This window comes from Streptomyces sp. NPDC058663 (genome assembly GCF_042716745.1).
Taxonomy (GTDB): Bacteria; Actinomycetota; Actinomycetes; order Streptomycetales; family Streptomycetaceae; genus Streptomyces.
In genome coordinates this window covers 25980-41467 of the sequence record NZ_JBHXRV010000021.1, presented here as the reverse complement: position 1 = coordinate 41467, position 15488 = coordinate 25980, and the positions used below count along the sequence as shown (strand labels likewise).

General features: G+C 69.3%; 21 protein-coding genes. 6 read left to right on the top strand and 15 right to left on the bottom strand.

Annotated features, from left to right (window positions below; translation table 11 throughout):
• Positions 1-49: 49 nt before the first annotated feature.
• From ACFWVV_RS17335 to ACFWVV_RS17325, 3 genes are all read left to right on the top strand, one after another.
• Complete coding sequence (locus ACFWVV_RS17335) at positions 50-1972, top strand: FtsK/SpoIIIE domain-containing protein (RefSeq protein ID WP_384351019.1); 1923 nt, start codon at positions 50-52, stop codon at positions 1970-1972.
• Positions 1962-2285: a hypothetical protein gene (locus ACFWVV_RS17330; protein WP_384351016.1), complete on the top strand. Its 324-nt coding sequence runs from the start codon at positions 1962-1964 to the stop codon at positions 2283-2285. The genes ACFWVV_RS17335 and ACFWVV_RS17330 overlap by 11 nt, the downstream gene beginning before the upstream one ends.
• A 153-nt stretch (positions 2286-2438) precedes the next feature.
• Positions 2439-2873 (top strand): hypothetical protein, encoded by a 435-nt coding sequence (locus ACFWVV_RS17325; RefSeq protein ID WP_384351013.1) that lies wholly within the window; start codon positions 2439-2441, stop codon positions 2871-2873.
• Between the two features lie 60 nt (positions 2874-2933).
• Here the strand turns inward: ACFWVV_RS17325 and ACFWVV_RS17320 are convergent, their stop codons facing one another.
• The 10 genes from ACFWVV_RS17320 to ACFWVV_RS17275 form a co-directional block, all read right to left on the bottom strand.
• The gene (locus ACFWVV_RS17320; protein ID WP_384351010.1) at positions 2934-3215 is read right to left on the bottom strand and encodes a hypothetical protein; all 282 of its coding nucleotides are present in this window, start codon (positions 3213-3215) and stop codon (positions 2934-2936) included.
• A gap of 58 nt (positions 3216-3273) precedes the next feature.
• A complete protein-coding gene (locus ACFWVV_RS17315) occupies positions 3274-3522 on the bottom strand; it encodes a hypothetical protein (protein ID WP_384351007.1) in 249 nt (82 codons plus the stop codon).
• 62 nt (positions 3523-3584) lie between these two features.
• Positions 3585-5381 (bottom strand): hypothetical protein, encoded by a 1797-nt coding sequence (locus ACFWVV_RS17310; protein WP_384351004.1) that lies wholly within the window; start codon positions 5379-5381, stop codon positions 3585-3587.
• 217 nt (positions 5382-5598) lie between these two features.
• A complete protein-coding gene (locus ACFWVV_RS17305; RefSeq protein ID WP_384351001.1) occupies positions 5599-5838 on the bottom strand; it encodes a hypothetical protein in 240 nt (79 codons plus the stop codon).
• Positions 5839-5913: 75 nt separating this feature from the next.
• A complete protein-coding gene (locus tag ACFWVV_RS17300; RefSeq protein ID WP_384350998.1) occupies positions 5914-6600 on the bottom strand; it encodes a hypothetical protein in 687 nt (228 codons plus the stop codon).
• Positions 6601-6893: 293 nt separating this feature from the next.
• Complete coding sequence (locus ACFWVV_RS17295) at positions 6894-7493, bottom strand: hypothetical protein (RefSeq protein WP_384350995.1); 600 nt, start codon at positions 7491-7493, stop codon at positions 6894-6896.
• Between the two features lie 290 nt (positions 7494-7783).
• The gene (locus ACFWVV_RS17290) at positions 7784-8065 is read right to left on the bottom strand and encodes a hypothetical protein (RefSeq protein ID WP_384350992.1); all 282 of its coding nucleotides are present in this window, start codon (positions 8063-8065) and stop codon (positions 7784-7786) included.
• On the bottom strand, positions 8062-8418 hold the full coding sequence (locus tag ACFWVV_RS17285; RefSeq protein WP_384350989.1) for an HNH endonuclease: 357 nt from the start codon (positions 8416-8418) through the stop codon (positions 8062-8064). Before ACFWVV_RS17285 ends, ACFWVV_RS17290 begins: the two co-directional genes overlap by 4 nt.
• A 146-nt stretch (positions 8419-8564) precedes the next feature.
• Positions 8565-9044 carry a hypothetical protein gene (locus ACFWVV_RS17280; RefSeq protein ID WP_384350986.1) on the bottom strand — a complete coding sequence of 160 codons (480 nt, stop codon included), beginning with the start codon at positions 9042-9044 and terminating at the stop codon, positions 8565-8567.
• Positions 9045-9231: 187 nt separating this feature from the next.
• Positions 9232-9480 (bottom strand): hypothetical protein, encoded by a 249-nt coding sequence (locus ACFWVV_RS17275; protein WP_384350983.1) that lies wholly within the window; start codon positions 9478-9480, stop codon positions 9232-9234.
• A gap of 209 nt (positions 9481-9689) precedes the next feature.
• Between ACFWVV_RS17275 and ACFWVV_RS17270 the strand changes: the two genes are divergently transcribed.
• The 3 genes from ACFWVV_RS17270 (at position 9690) to ACFWVV_RS17260 (ending at position 11739) form a co-directional block, all read left to right on the top strand.
• Positions 9690-10244 (top strand): endonuclease domain-containing protein, encoded by a 555-nt coding sequence (locus tag ACFWVV_RS17270; RefSeq protein ID WP_384350980.1) that lies wholly within the window; start codon positions 9690-9692, stop codon positions 10242-10244.
• Positions 10245-10329: 85 nt separating this feature from the next.
• Positions 10330-11307, top strand: a complete 978-nt coding sequence (locus ACFWVV_RS17265; RefSeq protein ID WP_384350978.1) for an ATP-dependent DNA ligase — start codon at positions 10330-10332, stop codon at positions 11305-11307.
• A 114-nt stretch (positions 11308-11421) separates the two neighbouring features.
• Complete coding sequence (locus tag ACFWVV_RS17260) at positions 11422-11739, top strand: DUF6087 family protein (protein WP_384350975.1); 318 nt, start codon at positions 11422-11424, stop codon at positions 11737-11739.
• A gap of 7 nt (positions 11740-11746) precedes the next feature.
• Here the strand turns inward: ACFWVV_RS17260 and ACFWVV_RS17255 are convergent, their stop codons facing one another.
• From ACFWVV_RS17255 to ACFWVV_RS17235, 5 genes are all read right to left on the bottom strand, one after another.
• Positions 11747-13072, bottom strand: coding sequence for a DNA cytosine methyltransferase (locus tag ACFWVV_RS17255; RefSeq protein ID WP_384350972.1), 1326 nt, complete (start codon positions 13070-13072; stop codon positions 11747-11749).
• 190 nt (positions 13073-13262) lie between these two features.
• Positions 13263-13679 carry a hypothetical protein gene (locus tag ACFWVV_RS17250; RefSeq protein ID WP_384350969.1) on the bottom strand — a complete coding sequence of 139 codons (417 nt, stop codon included), beginning with the start codon at positions 13677-13679 and terminating at the stop codon, positions 13263-13265.
• 64 nt (positions 13680-13743) lie between these two features.
• Entirely contained in the window at positions 13744-14595 is an 852-nt protein-coding gene (locus ACFWVV_RS17245) for a hypothetical protein (RefSeq protein ID WP_384350966.1), read from the bottom strand.
• Between the two features lie 86 nt (positions 14596-14681).
• On the bottom strand, positions 14682-14933 hold the full coding sequence (locus tag ACFWVV_RS17240; RefSeq protein ID WP_384350963.1) for a hypothetical protein: 252 nt from the start codon (positions 14931-14933) through the stop codon (positions 14682-14684).
• Positions 14934-14994: 61 nt separating this feature from the next.
• Positions 14995-15354, bottom strand: a complete 360-nt coding sequence (locus ACFWVV_RS17235) for a hypothetical protein (protein WP_384350960.1) — start codon at positions 15352-15354, stop codon at positions 14995-14997.
• Positions 15355-15488: the final 134 nt, after the last annotated feature.

Here is a 15488-nt window from a genome sequence, read left to right as displayed (position 1 = left end):
CGCTTCACCTCGTCACGTCACCTCCGCGGAAGGCCCCTCGATGAAAGACATGCGACTGCGTCGCGCCGCCGCCACGGTGGCGCACGCGTCCCTCGCCGTGTGCCGCTTCTGCGGGCGTCTCCGCTACGAACTGGCGCCGACCGCGGCGACGTTCAGCCTGACCGCGATGTCGTGGTGGCACCACGCCACCGGACTCGGGTGGACCGAACACACCGGCTACGGCATGGCGGCTGCGGCCACGGGCCTGCTGTGCGCCAAGGGCCTGGAACACAAGAACACGAAGGCCGCAGCCGTCGGGCTCGGCGGCGCCGTGATGTCCGCTGACGCCTGGATCGGCGCCGCGCTCGGCCCCTCCGTACCCTCCTTGATCGCGACCGGCGCCACGACCATCGGCGCCTACCTGATGTACGTGCCGTGGCTCGTGAAGGCTCGGCACGACCGCATGAACCTTCAGGTCAAGGCCGCGAAGAACGGCCTCCTGCCGGACTCCATGGGTATCAACATCGGCGCGCCCGGCGTCACCGGCGACACCGAGGAGGAGACCGGACTGCGGCGCGCCCTGGTCGCGCTCGGCGTGCCCGCCATGGACGTCTCCAAGATCGTGTTCACCGACACGGGATGGCACGCGATGGTGTCGCTCCCGGCGGGCAAGCAGACGTCCGCCGAGGCAGTCATAGCCAAGCGGCAGCAGCTTGAAGCGAACCTTGCCCTCCCCGGCAAGCTGCGCCTTGCTGTCGGCCCGCAGGCCAACCAGCTCATCGTCCGCATGCAGACGAACGACCCGCTGGAGCGGCCCGTCGTGTGGCCGGGCCCGGGGATCACGTCCATCGAGCAGCCGATGCCCCTCGGCGTCTACCCCGACGGGTCGGAGATCCTGCTCGACCTGGTGGCCGGGCACGTCCTCCTCGCGGGCGGTACCGACATGGGTAAGTCCGGTGCCGTCAACGTGATCATCGGCAACCTCGCCGCCTGCGCGGACGCCCAGATCCTCGGCATCGACATGAAGCCGGGCGCCCTCGAACTGGGGCCGTGGCGGCGGAACATGCTGGCACTCGCCGACGACCCGGACCTTGCCCGGCAGGTCCTGATGATGGTGAAGGCGGAGATGATCCGCCGCGGCAAGTTCTTGTCGACGCTCCGCGGCCCGAACGGTGAGCCCGTACGGAAGTGGACCAGCGAGCACGGCCCGTACTGGGTGCTCATCATCGACGAGCTGGCCGAACTGCTGCGGCAGGCCCCCGACGTCGCTGCGGAACTGGTGACCATCAACCAGGTCGCCCGCGCCATGGGCATCCGCGTCATCGCGGCAACGCAGTCCCCCTCGGAGAAAGCGTTCGGGGGACAGGGCACGGACGCCCGGCAGCAGTACAGCACCCGCATCGGCCTGCCGGTTTTCGAGTCGACTCCCATCAACATGATCTACGGGGCTGGGGCGTACGGTGCCGGCTGGCGGCTGGACTGGCTTGACCTGCCGGGCAAGGTCATGGTCGCGTCGAAGCGGTACAAGGAACCGAACGAGGGCCGGTGTTATTGGGTCAGCGACGCGCAGATCGTCGCGACGTCCATGCGGCACGCGACCGCCGACGAGCCGGTACCCGAGACGGCCGACGAACCCGAGCCCGAGCACGAACCGACCCCTCCCGACGGCGGTATTCCCGGCGGGGGACGGCCGCACCTCCGAGCCGTACCGACCTTCCCCGACGGCAGCCGTATCCCGGACAACCGTCTGGGGTTCTGGGAGGCCCTGCAGAAAGCCGGGCCGAAGGGCCTGACGCTCCCGGAAGCCGTCGCCCAGGGCCTGGCAGGGCACCGCACCTCTGTTCAGGGCCCGTTCTCGCAGTGGGTCACGAAGGGCTGGGTCGACGACTCCGGCACCCGGGACCGCGCGAAGGTCTACGTCCTCACCGCCTCCGAGCACACCCCCTCGGCCACCGTGCCGTCCATGACGAAGGAGAACGCCGTTGCCCGGTAAGCCCGTCTACCCGACGAACGTCTACCCGTATGAGCAGATGGCACAGCACCTGCCCGCCGAGCAGTACCACGGCGCTTTGTCGGCGAACTGCCAGTGCGGGCACAGCCCCAGCCAGCCCGTGCAGCAGATCGTCGTGAAGGAAGCGGACCGGTGGGGCCGCTACCTGGCGATCGGGTTCGCCGCGGCCACGACCGCGGTGATGCTCCTCGTCGGCCTGGTGGTGGCGCTGATTGCCGCAGGAGCGTGCGCCTTGTGTATAGCGGTCGCAGCGCGGGCCTTGAAGGGCTTGTTCGGCAACGGGGGAAAGAAGTAGACGGAGGGGCCCTGGGAGGGGCCCCTCCGTCGTTGCCGGTCTGATGAGGCGCGGCATCGGCGACGCCGCCCTCACGCAGTCGGCCTCTTGTACCCGGTGAGCAGCACGGACAGAGCTGACTCCTCGTCGGCTGCCGTGGCATGATCCACTCCCATGGGGAGAACCAGGTGGAGACGGGTTGCGGCAGGCATACTGCTCACGGCAGCGGTGATGGGGACGAGCGCTTGCGGAGGCGAGGCGGAGGCGCGGAAGACGGCGCCGACGACACCAGCCGCACCAAGCGTCACAGCGGCGACGAAGACGTTTCAGGATGCCGTCACCAACTTCGATGTCACTGACGGGTGTCCACGGGCAGCGGGCGAGTGCTGGGACAAGATGCAGGCCGTCGCCGACCCCGCGCGGACGCTCCGGAAAGCGATGAACGTCGACAAGGCAGTCGGTCCGGAGTTCTGGACGCAGGCGTACGTGCTCCTCGACAAGATGGAGAAGGGGATGGCCGTCGGATCGGACAAGATCACCAACCGGCCCGACGTTCTCGGATCGGCGCACGACCTGTCCGATTGGCTCAGTGAACACCCCATCCAGTAGGTGCCCTCACGCTGAGGGCACCCTCTCCTGAAGTCGCTGCCGCGCCGCTATGCAGCGGCTTCAGGATGCGCTCTGGCCGCTGGCGCAGGCGGCGCAACCCACTCCGCTGCTGGCCAAGTCGGCACAGACCACGCAGTCCTGCTCGCCTCCGCTGGCAGAACGGCGGCCCTTGAGATCAAGCCCGCACAGGGCCCAGTCCGGTGTGCAGCAGTAATCGTGGACGATCCCCTCGTTCACCCGGGGCGCCGTAGCGGAAGTTTCGGCAGCTGGGAGTTCGCCGCGGACGCGCGCGACGACGGTTCGGGTGGCCTGCTCAAGGGCTGCGAGGAACATGTCCGTCATGGACGGAGGGTAGCGCGACGGGCGCGACGGAGGACTCGAAATCAGCCCGATGCGCACGTCAGTAAGGCATGTGGTCCGGGATGTCCGACAGCGGGATCGCGTGACCGTGCGGGAACGGCGGTTCCGTGGAGAAGGGGGACGGGCCGCCTGCCGTCGGTGCGGCGTCGGTCAGGGGAGCACGTTCCTCACAGCCGCACACGTTGCTGTGGTGGTCCCAGCACAGCGGCTCGGAGTCCGGCTCCGAATACTCCTGTACACGCTCGGAGAATCCGTTGCAGTCCTCGCCCTGAATCGGCTCGATGCCCACGAGAGCAGTCCCTTCTTCGCCGACGCCGTTCGTAACCTCGCCGAATCTACGCCTCTGGGGCGTCAGTTGAGGAGACCACGGCGGCGCGGCTGGTGCAGGGGTTCCGGCTCGTACAGGGCGAGGAGCAGTGCCTCCGCCCGGTCGGGGCTTTTCATCCCGCGCGCCTTCATCGACTTCTTCGATTCGATCTGGGTGTAACCGCTGGTCGTTGAGAGGAGTTTGGGTGTCGAGAGCTGCGCGGCAGTCTTCTTGTCGACGTGGAAGCGCAGGCGCCCCCGTCCGGTGGAGGGGTCCGGCTGGAGGAGGCTACGGGTCGCCAGCCACATCTCGTCGCGCTTGCGCCACGGCCGCATGATCGCGCCGGGATCGTCCTGGCCCGGGGACTCCGACACCATGACGCCGACGATCTGGGCGCGGTGCCGGCCGGTCTCGGCCCAGCGCTGCAGCATGGACACCACACCGTGGCCGATGCCGTTCTGGTCGACCTTGACCCGTACCGGATGCGGGGAGTTGAGGGCGTCGGCGAGTCGTTGCGCGGCGTGGATCTCCTCCAGAACCGTCTCCGCGACCGTGACCTGGTTGTCGTTGGCGGAGCCAGAGGAGCCGTGCCGGAACTCGACCGCGTCACCGACGGAGCGGACGACCGTGAATTCGTCGCCACCGTCCGCGGCAACGTCCACGCCGAGTCGGACCCAGGCCCCTTCACGGACGGTGTGCTCCGCCGTCTCGCCGTCCAGGCCCAGATCGCACAACCGGTGCCAGCCGTCCCCCGTGGGGTCCTCGTACGCCATCGCGGCCTCGACCCAGCTCGGCGGTACGACCACGCCGCCGCCGCCCTTCGGGAACTTCGCGAACACCTTGGCCACGACGTACGGGTGATCCGGCCCGTACGACCTGATGGTGCGGTCCACCCAGTCCTGGTCCGGCATGTGACGGGCAAGGGTGTGGATATCGCCGGTGGTCTCGGGACAGTCCGTGCAGTACGGCACGCGCTCGCCCGTGATCGCCGGGGAGTCCAGCGAGGAGATCGGGATGGTGACGGTCGTCGGCTCGCTCGGGTCGTCGCCCTCGATGCACAACTCCTCGAACCACGAGGCCGGGTCGTCCATCGCCGGGTTGCCGATGGCGAGCATCGCCGCGTGGCCGCCGGTCAGCAGGTTGTTCGTGCCCGCGCCGATCGTCGGGGCGATACCGCCCGCTTCGTCGACGATGAGCAGGATGTGGGCCATGTGGATGCCCTGCATCGCGGCTTCGTCGTTGGCGGGCGCCGAGAAGCCGTACGCCGCGACGAACTCGTGCCCCTGCGGCGTGGGCATCTTGTACTGGACGGTGTCGCAGTACCCCGGCAGGCCGGCGCGCGGCACGACCTTGCGGATATGGGGCCAGAGCTGCCGCTGCACCTGCCGGAATCGCGTTGCGGTGGTGATGCACAGGGCGGTGCCGACCGGGTGCACGTTGGTGAACCACACCGCGGCGCGCGCCGCCAAGTGCGTCTTGCCGACACCGAATCCAGCGGGGACGACCGTTCTCGTGTGATCAACGATCGCGTCCAGGACGGCGCGCTGCTTGCTCCACAGCGACTCTCCCAGGACGTCTTCCACGAAGCCGCTGGGGCTGTCCCTCCACAGCCCGTACAGGGAGCCAGTGGCCCGTTCGACCTCCGTCATGATCACGGCTCGCTCGCGGGCCGCGAAGTGGTCCTTGAAGGCGTTGCGGCGCTCGGTGGGAGGAAGCCGCAACAGGAGGTCGGCGACGTTGGCCGCATCGCGGGAGATGACGCCCGGACGGGCGTGCTGCAGCGTGGATGCCGGTGGTGCCACGCGGGTGCGTGTCGGCTGGTCAGGCTGCGTGCGGGGCATGGGCGGGACGGTGCCGTGCTGACGTGCTTTGTGTCGCGGTCTGACCGGGGGCCCATGCCCAGACACCCGGCCAGACCGCGGGTTCCGGCGCAGCGCGGTCAGGCTTGACCTGCACGAGTACCGCGTGCGCCGGAAGACTTGCGCAAGGTCCCGCGGCTTGGGGGGAGGGGGACCGCAGGACCTTGGCACCTATAGGTACGTCAGGGCGCCGAATTTGTTACACCACGGCGGAGGGTGGCTTGGACTCGTGGAGGCGAAGGGCGGCAACCGTGAGGAGCGCCTTCTGCTCGTCGTTCGCGCGGCGTACCGCTTCGAGGACGATGTGCGCCTCGGCAACGGCGATGGCGCGCGAGTCCTCGGTGAGCCGGTACCAGGGCGTGGCTTCGGTACCGCCCTCGACCAGGATCTCGCGGCGGGTCTCGTAGAAGTGGCGGGCCAGGGCCACGACGGGGGGCATGGTCATCATGCTGGGAAGAACGCCGCCCGCCGGAATCTGTGACAGGACCATGCGCTGCGCCCTGGCCGTCAACAGCTACTTCCCGGCGGCGGCCTGCTCGTCTGCGGCCGTGACGGTGGCAGGCTTCCCGTCCTGGAGCTGCTGCAGACGCTTCAGCGTTGCGGACAGCATGGCCTGCGCTCCCGCCGGGTCGGCTCCGGTGACGCCATCGAGCTTGATCCGGATGTTGGCCCGGCCCGAGCGGCTGAACGCGTGGACGTAGTCCTCGCTGACCCCGGGATTGAGGACGATCGTGCCCTCGTCACCCACTGGCGGCTTCGTGGGCTGCTCCTTGCTCGTCTCGGTGCCCTTCCACTCCGTGTACGCGTTGTGGGCGTTCTCGACTGTGTCGAAGAGGCAGATGTGCACGGAAGCCATGTGCTTCGTGGACCCGTTGTATTCGTAATCGGCGTCACCGCCCCGAACCCACCCCTTCGGCGAGGAGTCGTTCTCGCTGGAGTTGCAGTAGGTGCCCTCCTTCACGATCGACTTGTCATCGTGGAGGGTCCACCCGGGAAGCACTTCGCCGTCGCCCAGGAGCGCCTTGGTGAGATCCGCCTGGGGAAGATCCTGCGTGATCGGCTTCGCGGCGGGGGCGGCAACCGGCTTGTCGCCGCCCGACTCTCCGGAGACGGGACTGGACTGGTTACTGCCGGAGGAGCAGGCGGCGAGCGAGAGCATCCCAACAAGGGCGGCGGCAATGGCGATGCGTACACGAGACATGGGCGCAGCCTAGCCATCCATGATCACGAACCGGCATCCCTCGATGCCACCAGGGGCCCTTGGCAAGGACCCCGACGGTGCCTGAGCGATAGCGAGGGCACCGTAACTACTTAATGATCTGACTTGATGTTCTTACTAAAGGGGCCTGATCTGCCGGGACCCGGTCCGCCGGAACCCGGCCTACCGGAAGCCGGATTCACCGGCACCGGATTCTCAGGCCCCGGACGGTCGCGTATACCGGCGCCTGAAAAACCGGCCCCGGTGAGCCGGGGCCGGCGGATGCGTGCGGTGGGTCAGTGGCCGCGGCGGCGCTTGGCTGCGTTCGCGACATCGCGCGCGTACTTCGCGGTGACGTCGCCCAGCTCACCGATGCGCTCGGTCGTCCACTCGTACGGCTCCTCCCTCAACGCGAGCGCGGAGGTCTGCAGGAACGGCATCGCGGCCTTCCTACGTTCCGTCGCCTCCGACACCGTGGCCGAGAGGGACGGCAGCCGGTCGGCGGCGTCGGCGAGCTGCGGGACACCGGCCTTCTCCGCAGCCTTGCGGCGCTCCTCCCCGGTCATGCGCTCGTCGTCCTCGGTGGTGAGGGAAGCCTTCTTCTTGTCCCCGTGCAGGGCCGCGCGCCGCATCTCGACGTACGCGTTGGCGGTGATGCCCAGGACGTTCGCCAGGCCGCGGACACCGTCGTAGAACCACAAGGACATGGCGGCCTGGTTGCGCTCCTCGGCGTGCGCAGCGATTTCGAGGTCGGCCTGCTGCACGATCTCGCAGGCCCGCTTGAACCGGTCGTCGGGCCGGGCGATGGCGCCGAGCTCATCCTTGACCTGGCGCCGCGCCTCCTTGCGGATCTGCTGGTGGTCGGGGGTGTCGAGGTGGTGATGCACAGCGGGCATGCTGGCCTCCGGCGGGTGGCGGCACACCGTACGGGTGCCGGGCGAAGGCTGGGGCAACCCCAGGCCGAGCGAACCCCGAAATAGTACAGCGCGGGGCGTGGCGTGTCATGGTGAACGCCGCGCACCCCTTCTGACCAGGGCAAACCCGAACCGTCCGAGCAGGACGACACGGCCCTCGACGTCGCCCTCGGCACCTGGATCGCGGCCCGGACAACCGGTCAGAGCAATCCGGCCGACCGCAGTGCCCGGGACCACGGTGCGGCGCAGCACGCCGAGCCCGACCAGCCGCGTCACCACGGCCACCAGCGGCGCCGCGGGAGCGGCTGAAAGTCCTCGCTCGCCTTCTCCCACGGGTCGACCTTGCGGGCCTTGTACTCGGCGCGGGAACACAGGCTGAACACCGCCCAGGTGCGACGACCGAGCGTGAGGGCGGGACCGCCGATGCGGTGCGGTCGCCCCACACTGCTGCTGTAGGTGTAGCCGATCGCGAACCAGATGCCGGGCGTCGCCGTGGTCCAGGTGCCGGCCGTCCACCGCCCGAAGTCGACGAACCCGTCAGCAGTGCGCTTCATCGGGCAGCCCCTGCCGACATGGTGCGCGCACCGTCCGCGGTGAGCCGGTACGAGCGCCCGTCGGCGTAGCGGACCTCGACCTCGTCGGGGAGCTGCGGGCGGCGCACCTTCCACCCGCTGCGGTAGCTCTCCCTGGGGTTGTCCTCGAACCAGCCGTTGCACACGGTGCAGACGAGCAGCAGGTTGTTCGCCTGGTTGATCCACGGCTCCCTGGCGCCCCCCATGCCACGGTTGATCCGGTGGTGGATCGTCAACCCGTGCACGGAGTCGCAGCGAGCGCAGCGCCCGCCGTCGCGCTGGTAGACGATCTCGCGGACCGTGTCCGTGGGGCCGGTGCGTCGTCGTCGGACCACGATCGCAACTCCGTCCTGCCCCGCCGCCCGGCCGCGAGTGCGGACGTGAAGGGGAGCGGCGGGGCGAGTGACGGGCAGAGTGAACGGCGGACGTGCTTAACGTCCTCTCCTGGATCTGTCCGCTGGCCCTGGTGGGGCACCGCCGGTCAGGCGGGAGTGCGTTCTTCGGCGAGCGCGCGTTCGATGCCGTCGAGGATGGCCACGAGGTCGTCGACCTTCAGGTACGCGAGGCTGAAGCTCGCGGTGTTGTCGGTGCCGATGTCGATCTCGTACTCCGCGTACGTCAGCTCGTCCTCGTAGTGGTAGGCGCCGGGTACCGCCGCTGCGAACCCTCCGTTGCCCTCGTCGAACCAGTCCGGCCCGAAGCACTCGTTCAGCGCCGCCCCCAGGGCAGCCTTGGGCACGCCGTCGAAGTCCGCCGTCGCACGCCCGTGGTCGTCCAGGCAGACCTTCCCCGATCCTTCTCCCGGGGTTTCCCAGCGGAGGGTGGGGCCGAAGCACTGGCACCGCGTGTTGGTGGGATCGAGCGCAGGGAACGCCGCAGTGAACGCCTCCTGGGCGGCACGCTCGTGGACGGACCAAGCGGTACGCCAGTCGTGGAGGGCCCGGGTGACAGGTGGCTGCATGGGTGCGGTGCTCCCTTCCGCCCGCGGCACGGGGCCGCCAGGGGAGGGGCCACGAAAAGGGGCGCGGCGCGGGCGAGCCAGCACAGTGCTGCACCCGGAAGGCTTGCGTCCGCTCCAAAGGCGGAGCGCAGGAGCATCACATCGGACCGCACCCGCGAACTGCTCACGAGGTCCTTGGGGCAGACGGCTAGCTCGGCGGGGGCCTGACACCGCGTTCACCGACACCCCACCCGTAATCGTGCGCCGCTGCGCCCCGCCACTCGATCCACGGTCCGTCCGCAGCGACGACGTCTTCGGCGTCCTCCACGCCGGCGAGACGGAGCAGCTCCGCTACGTCGCCGTCCGAATAGGCCACGCCGAGGATCACCCCGGCCGCGGTGACCCTTCGGCCACCGACGCCGCGGACCGCGTGCACGGTGATCGGTGATCCGGACATGTTCCCACCGTGCCCCCAGCCCGGCTCGGACGCATCCAGAGAGCGCTTCACCAGGGACCGTACCGGGCGCGAAAACCTCAGCAGGCACATCACGCTTCGATGCGGCGTTCGCTGCCCCGCGAGAGGTGGTCGTGCCGTGTGCCGGGCCCTGCCGCTGCGTGCTTGGGGACCTGCGACGTGCGGGTTTGGCCGCGGCGCGCTGACTGTCAGTGGCGGGGCCTAGGGTCAACGCCGTGACGAGCAGGCGGGGTTGGGTTCATGAGCCGGGAGAGTGCCGGGTATGCGAGAAGTTGGTCTACGAAGACGACCGGCCCCCTCGCCGGGACCTGTGCCTCAAATGTTGGCCGCCCTTCTTGCAGGCGCGGCGCTTCGGGCTGTCCGTAGCGCGCGTCAACGCGATTCTGAGAGTCCAGAACGACTACTGCCCCCTCTGCGATGACGGCCCCGGGGACAGTGCGGCGGACGGGCCCATCTGGTGGCAGGTCGACCATGATCATGCCTGCTGCACGGGGTGCCCGCGTTGCGTGCGCGGCCTTCTGTGCAGGCCCTGCAACACGGACCTGGGCCGCTACGAGAAGCGTCTCCGGCAAGGTCGTCTGCGCTGGCCCGTGCCGAAGGTCGACGCCTACCTCGCAACTCCCCCGGCGCGAAGCGCCCAGGCGCGTAAGCCCCACGCCGACGATCTCGGATGGGCCCGAGTCCGGTACACGGCCCTCTCGTTCAAAACCCTCACCTGGAAACCCCCGCAGGCGGACACCCACTAGGCGCGGCAGGTCGTGTCTCCGCTCGACGAAACGGGCAGTGCGTAGTCGGCGTGTACGCCCAGGCCACCGGCGGCTACAGGGGAAAGTGTCGGATGTGCTGACACCGCCGATCGAGCCCATGCTGGCTCGCTCCAGCCCAACCCTGCCCCCGGCGGGAAGCGTCCAGGACCCGATCTGGCAGCAGAAAGTGGACGGCTACCGCACCATCGCGTACATCCGCTCGGGCACCTTGCATCTCCAGTCCAGGCGCGGGGCGGACCTTACTCCCTCCTTCCCGGACCTTGTGACGGCTGCTGCTCAGGTGGAGGAGGACCTGGTCCTCGACGGGGAACTGGTGGTCTTCCAGAACGGGCGTCTCGACTTCTCCGCGCTGCAACAGCGCGCCCGACTCACCAGGGCCCGAGCGATCACGGCGGCACAGCGGGCGCCGGCCCACTTGATGGCGTTCGACTTGCTGGAGCACGCGGGCCGGGAAATGCTCACGCTCCCCTGCCGCGAACGTCTGGATGCGTTGGAGAACCTGTTCGCCCGTGGGGTCCTCTCTTCACCATGGGAGCTTGTCGCGTCGACGTCCGAGCGGACTGTGGCCCAAGGGTGGATGGACCCGGACTGGGGACGAGTCGGAATCGAAGGTGTCGTCCTGCGGTCCGGGAAACGCCCCTACCGGCCTGGAGAGCGCGAGCTGATCAAGGTCCGCACCTACGAGACTGCTGAAGCCGTCATCGGAGGCGTCACAGGGCCGCTGCACGCACCCACCACGCTTCTCCTCGGGCGCTACGCCTCAGACGGCCGCCTGCGCCTCATTGCCCGCACCACCCCTTTGACGGCCGCAGACCGGCGCGAGATCGCCGCGCAGATCACCCCCGCTGGCCCGGAGCATCCCTGGCGTGGAAGCCACTTCAGCTCAGGGTGGGGCACTCGCGGCGAACTCGCTTTCGAGCCCGTGCAGCCGGACACCATTGCCGAGTTCCGCACCGACACGGCAGTCGACGACGGCAGACATCGCCACCCCGTTCGGTTCCTGCGCCTCCGCATGGACCTCGCCCCCGCAGACCTGGCATGAGGCGAGCGAGGCGCACCCCCAGAACTCCCCTGATGCACGAACGCGTGTTTGAGGTCCGGGGCTGAAGCCCGCTCGGGGTGGCGCGGTGGGACTCGTCTGCGCCACGATGACGCGATGCACGAAGAACCGCTGGACGAGTGGGCGCGGCGGCGCGAGGAGCGCCTGAACGCACGGAATGGGGAGCTGCGGGCGGTGCCGCTCACGCAGGGCCCGAACCGAGCGCAGCACGTGGAGCCGACCGCACCCAGAGTGATCCAGGAGCGGATCGGAACGGAATGGGTGACGGTCGGCATGGTTGACGACCTGGCTGCCGCGAAGGCCCTTCTCTACCCGCCCCGGCCGGTGGCGGAGAGGCCCGCAGAGTGGGACCGCCCGGCCAAGGGCCGGGGGCGACACCGCAAGCCGTCCCCAGCTGATGAGCGGGACCGCTGAGACACTGTCAGACCGCAAGGTCGTATGCCTCTGCCCACAGATCGTCGTACCGGTACAGGCTGGTGAGGTAGTCCCGTACCAGGGGCTCCCAGTCGATTCCGTGGATCGCGGCCAGGACGAACGCGGCGACGACGGGGCAGACGACGTCTCCGGCCTGCTGGAACTGCGAAGAGCGGGAGCCCTGCCATGGGTAGCTGGCCCGGAAGGACACGAGGGTTCCGGCCTCTGCGGGGGTGAGGCGCAGCCCGTCACGTTCGCGGGCCCATGTGCGGGTCTTGCCAGTGAGGCACCACGACGGCTTGTCGGCGGAGAAGCAGTTGCCGCCCTTGGCGCGGCCGGTCGCCGGGTCGACGGGCCGGTTGCCCCTTGTGTTCATCCGCTCGCCCTCGTCCCAGCCAAGTGCGTCCGCCATCGTCGCCACCGGCATGGGTGCGGCGGGCGGTGCGATGTCGACCCACTTGTCCCGGGTCGCGATCATGAACGTCCGCTTCCGGCGCGAGGCGACGCCGAGGTCTGCGGCCTCCAGGACGGCCCAGGAAGTACGGAACCAATCGGCACACCCGAACTCGATCGAGAGGTCTTCCAGCACCCGCTCCGGCAGGTTGCTGGACTGCTCCATGGCCATCCACGCGATCGGTGCGCCCGCAGCCTGGAGACCGAGCGGCCAGATGACGACTTCGGCCATCAGGCCGATGCGCTCGTCAGTGAGTCCGTCGAGCGAGGTGCGCACATCCGCCCAACTCGCTCCGGAGCGAGGGGCGTAGCCGCTGTGGTAGCCGAACTCCTCGCACATCGGGCAGTCGTCGAGATCGGGGTACAGCTCGTCGCAGCAGACCTCATCGAGGCGGATGAATCCGGCGGCCTCACCGACGTAGGCGATCGTCTCGCACAGGATGTCCAGGTTGGCTTCCAGTAGACCGGCGAGCTTGCCCGACGGCGAGAAGGCGGGGCATGGGGGGCTGATGATGACGCCCCGCGTGCTGCGCAGTGCGGGGTTCTCGGGGTCGAGGGTGGTGATGTCGGCGCAGATGCGGACGTGACCGGCGGCGCGGGCGGTCTCGCATGCGTCCGGGTCGATGTCGACGCCGACGACGTCGAAGCGGGTGACGCCGAGGACAGTCTTGAACCCTTCGCCCCAGCCCCCCGGGCCTGCACAAAGCTCGATTACGCGCTCCGGCTCTCCTTCGACCCAGGGTAGGAGCCAGCGGCCCGGCCATGGCGCGGCGATCTCGTCGAGTTCGGCCATGACGTGGGCGGGGACCGGGGCGCCGATCGCCTTGTGGGCGAGGGCGGTGGTGACGACGCTCTGTTCAGCTGCGGTCAGCTCGGGCATCTGCTGTTCTCTTTCACTTCGGGCCTGGTCAGCGGTTGCTCTCCACCAACACCAAAAGAGTACAGCATGCGTTATGAGTGGTCTATTAGCGCAGCTCAGATGCTTGAACATGCTGTGAGCTGTTCTCAAGAGAGAACGGGCCCGGCGCTCCGGAGGGAAGCGACGGGCCCGGCAAACGGAGCAGTGACCGTCAGCGGCCGACGTCCTCCCCGTCCAGGGAGATCGCCATCGTCGACCCCTCGGTCGGATGCCGCAACGCCGACAAACCTTCCAGCGCACAGGTCAGCTCGGCGTCGTCCAAGTCGACGTGCTCACTGGGGTCCCCGAGCGCCACGGCCAGAGCTTCGGTGTACAGCTCCACACCCTTTGCGCTGTAGCTGTCGTACTCGTGGGGCCATACTTCCGCTGCGGTGAACACCGCGACCGCGTACGGGCCCGGCGCGACGGCGCGGATACGGCGGGCCGCCACGCGCCTCCACGCTGCCTCCTCCACGTCGGCAACGGCGTTCCGGATCACGGTCAGCATCTGCGGCTCCAGGGCGGCGAGCGGCGGGCGCAGCGCCTCCCGCATGGTGTCCGTGCCGAAGTCATTCTTCGTGAAGGTCATGGTCAGGTCTCCAGTTCATACGTACGAGATCGAGGGGGAGCGCCCGGCGCCGGGCGCGCCATGGTCAGTTGGTGAGGAGCGGGGCGAGGTGGACCAGGTGGTCGATGCCGACGCCGTGCAGCTCGGCGGCCACCGGCGCGGTGTCCCGGACACGGGCGACCGGATCGGCGGGCGCAGCGATGTAGCCGAACGGGCCGGTGCTCCCGCCGAAGCTGAGGCCGCCGTCGTCGAGCTGGTCGACAGCCGTGAACTGCGCGAGGTGCGCGGCCAGTCGACGGCCCAGGCGCGTCCGTACACCCCGCACGGGGAACCGGGGGGTCTGCTCGGCGGGCTCCCGCAGGAAGTACGGCAGCACCCGCTCCACAGTGGTCACGGGCCCGGTGACGGACAAGTTGCACGCCGGGTTCGAACCGACAAGGGCCGCCGCGTACCGCACGCCCCCGCTGCCCCACACCACGGCGTCGCTGTTCGGCTGGACGTCGTCGACGCGGTACGCCGTCACCCCGTGGGCGCGCACCGCAGCACCGATGACGTCGAGGTGCTGCGACCGCTGCCGGGCGGCTTCGGGACGCTGGTGGGCCTTCGCAGCGGCGGTCGCGTCGTCCAGACGCGGCAGGATCAGGCGCAGGATCTCGCGCACCACCGGCTCCGGAGCCAGCCGGTCAAGGGTGAGGTCCGGGGCGTACGGCTCCCGGTTGTCGAGCTGCCACGCGATCTCCGTACGCCAAGGGGCCCGTACGAGGATGAGCGCGCCGGGCCGTCCGGCCTGGGTGAGGCGGAAGGTGGGGCGGGTCGTCCACCACACCGTGCACGGGGCAGCCTCCCAGCCGTGTCCCTCGCGGGGCGGGAGCAGAGCCGCAACACGGTCGGCGAGTGCCGGCCCAGCGGAGGTCAGCGGGGCGGTGACAGTGGACATCAGCGGATTCCTTCGGGTCTTTCGGCGGTTGCTCTCCGCCGGTATGTGGTCATGCGGTGGGGGCTTACGTCGCGCTGCCTCGTAGGTCAGCGGGTGGGCTCGTAGCCTTGGGCCTCATCCACGAGGTCCCCCTCGATGCCGGGGCCGATCTCCTGGTCGTAGGCCATCTGGACGGCTTCGGGGTGCGTGTCGACGAGGAATTCGTACGCCCACAACGCGTCGAGGTCGGGCCGGTCAAGCTCTTCGTCGATCGCCTCCTGGTCGCCGTCCCTGAAGATGTGGGACTCCGTGACCATCAAGGTCTCGGCGTCCCAGTAGCCGATCAGCAGCACAGACATGAAGGTGCCTTTCTCAGAGTGGTGCGGGGCCGCGCGCCCGGCGCGGCCCCAGGGGCGCGGGTTACGGGATGCGGGTGACCGTGGCGGTGACGACGGCAGCTATCGCCCGTCCCCACTCGGCCATGTCCTCAGCGTCGGACGGCGGCCCCTCGGGTCGCTGCTCGGCCATGATGTAGATCGTCCGAGGCCCGCTGGCGTCGAATCCGTCCAGGTGCAAGTCGTCTTCGTGGTCGACCGCCAGGCGCAGCGACACCCGGGCGTCCCGAGTGAAGAGCAGGCCGGACGCTCCGTGCCATCCGCTTTCCGCACCCCAATCACTCCCCAGGAAGCGCCGTGCGGCGCGGGCGTAGTCGGAGAGGGGGTAGGCGTACTCGGTTCCGGGCGAGGGGTCGTACGGGTCGGGGGCGACTGTGGCGTTCACGGGGTGGGTCCGTTCATCGGGAGCCGGTATTCTCCGGCCAGTTGGGCGGGGCAGTCCTGGCGGGTGCGACCCGCCGGTACGAGGGAGTGGTGCGGGACCGCTGGGGAGGGGAACGGGTGAAGCGCTGTGCGGCG

Coding starts and splice junctions, on each gene's coding strand:
- ACFWVV_RS17275 (WP_384350983.1), bottom strand. CDS start 9,480: ATGTCCGGATCACCGATCACCGTGCACGCGGTCCGCGGCGTCGGTGGC.
- ACFWVV_RS17335 (WP_384351019.1), top strand. CDS start 50: ATGCGACTGCGTCGCGCCGCCGCCACGGTGGCGCACGCGTCCCTCGCC.
- ACFWVV_RS17325 (WP_384351013.1), top strand. CDS start 2,439: ATGGGGAGAACCAGGTGGAGACGGGTTGCGGCAGGCATACTGCTCACG.
- ACFWVV_RS17300 (WP_384350998.1), bottom strand. CDS start 6,600: ATGTCTCGTGTACGCATCGCCATTGCCGCCGCCCTTGTTGGGATGCTC.
- ACFWVV_RS17295 (WP_384350995.1), bottom strand. CDS start 7,493: ATGCCCGCTGTGCATCACCACCTCGACACCCCCGACCACCAGCAGATC.
- ACFWVV_RS17250 (WP_384350969.1), bottom strand. CDS start 13,679: ATGACCTTCACGAAGAATGACTTCGGCACGGACACCATGCGGGAGGCG.
- ACFWVV_RS17280 (WP_384350986.1), bottom strand. CDS start 9,044: ATGCAGCCACCTGTCACCCGGGCCCTCCACGACTGGCGTACCGCTTGG.
- ACFWVV_RS17255 (WP_384350972.1), bottom strand. CDS start 13,072: ATGCCCGAGCTGACCGCAGCTGAACAGAGCGTCGTCACCACCGCCCTC.
- ACFWVV_RS17290 (WP_384350992.1), bottom strand. CDS start 8,065: ATGAAGCGCACTGCTGACGGGTTCGTCGACTTCGGGCGGTGGACGGCC.
- ACFWVV_RS17260 (WP_384350975.1), top strand. CDS start 11,422: ATGCACGAAGAACCGCTGGACGAGTGGGCGCGGCGGCGCGAGGAGCGC.
- ACFWVV_RS17240 (WP_384350963.1), bottom strand. CDS start 14,933: ATGTCTGTGCTGCTGATCGGCTACTGGGACGCCGAGACCTTGATGGTC.
- ACFWVV_RS17245 (WP_384350966.1), bottom strand. CDS start 14,595: ATGTCCACTGTCACCGCCCCGCTGACCTCCGCTGGGCCGGCACTCGCC.
- ACFWVV_RS17310 (WP_384351004.1), bottom strand. CDS start 5,381: ATGCCCCGCACGCAGCCTGACCAGCCGACACGCACCCGCGTGGCACCA.
- ACFWVV_RS17320 (WP_384351010.1), bottom strand. CDS start 3,215: ATGACGGACATGTTCCTCGCAGCCCTTGAGCAGGCCACCCGAACCGTC.
- ACFWVV_RS17305 (WP_384351001.1), bottom strand. CDS start 5,838: ATGCCCCCCGTCGTGGCCCTGGCCCGCCACTTCTACGAGACCCGCCGC.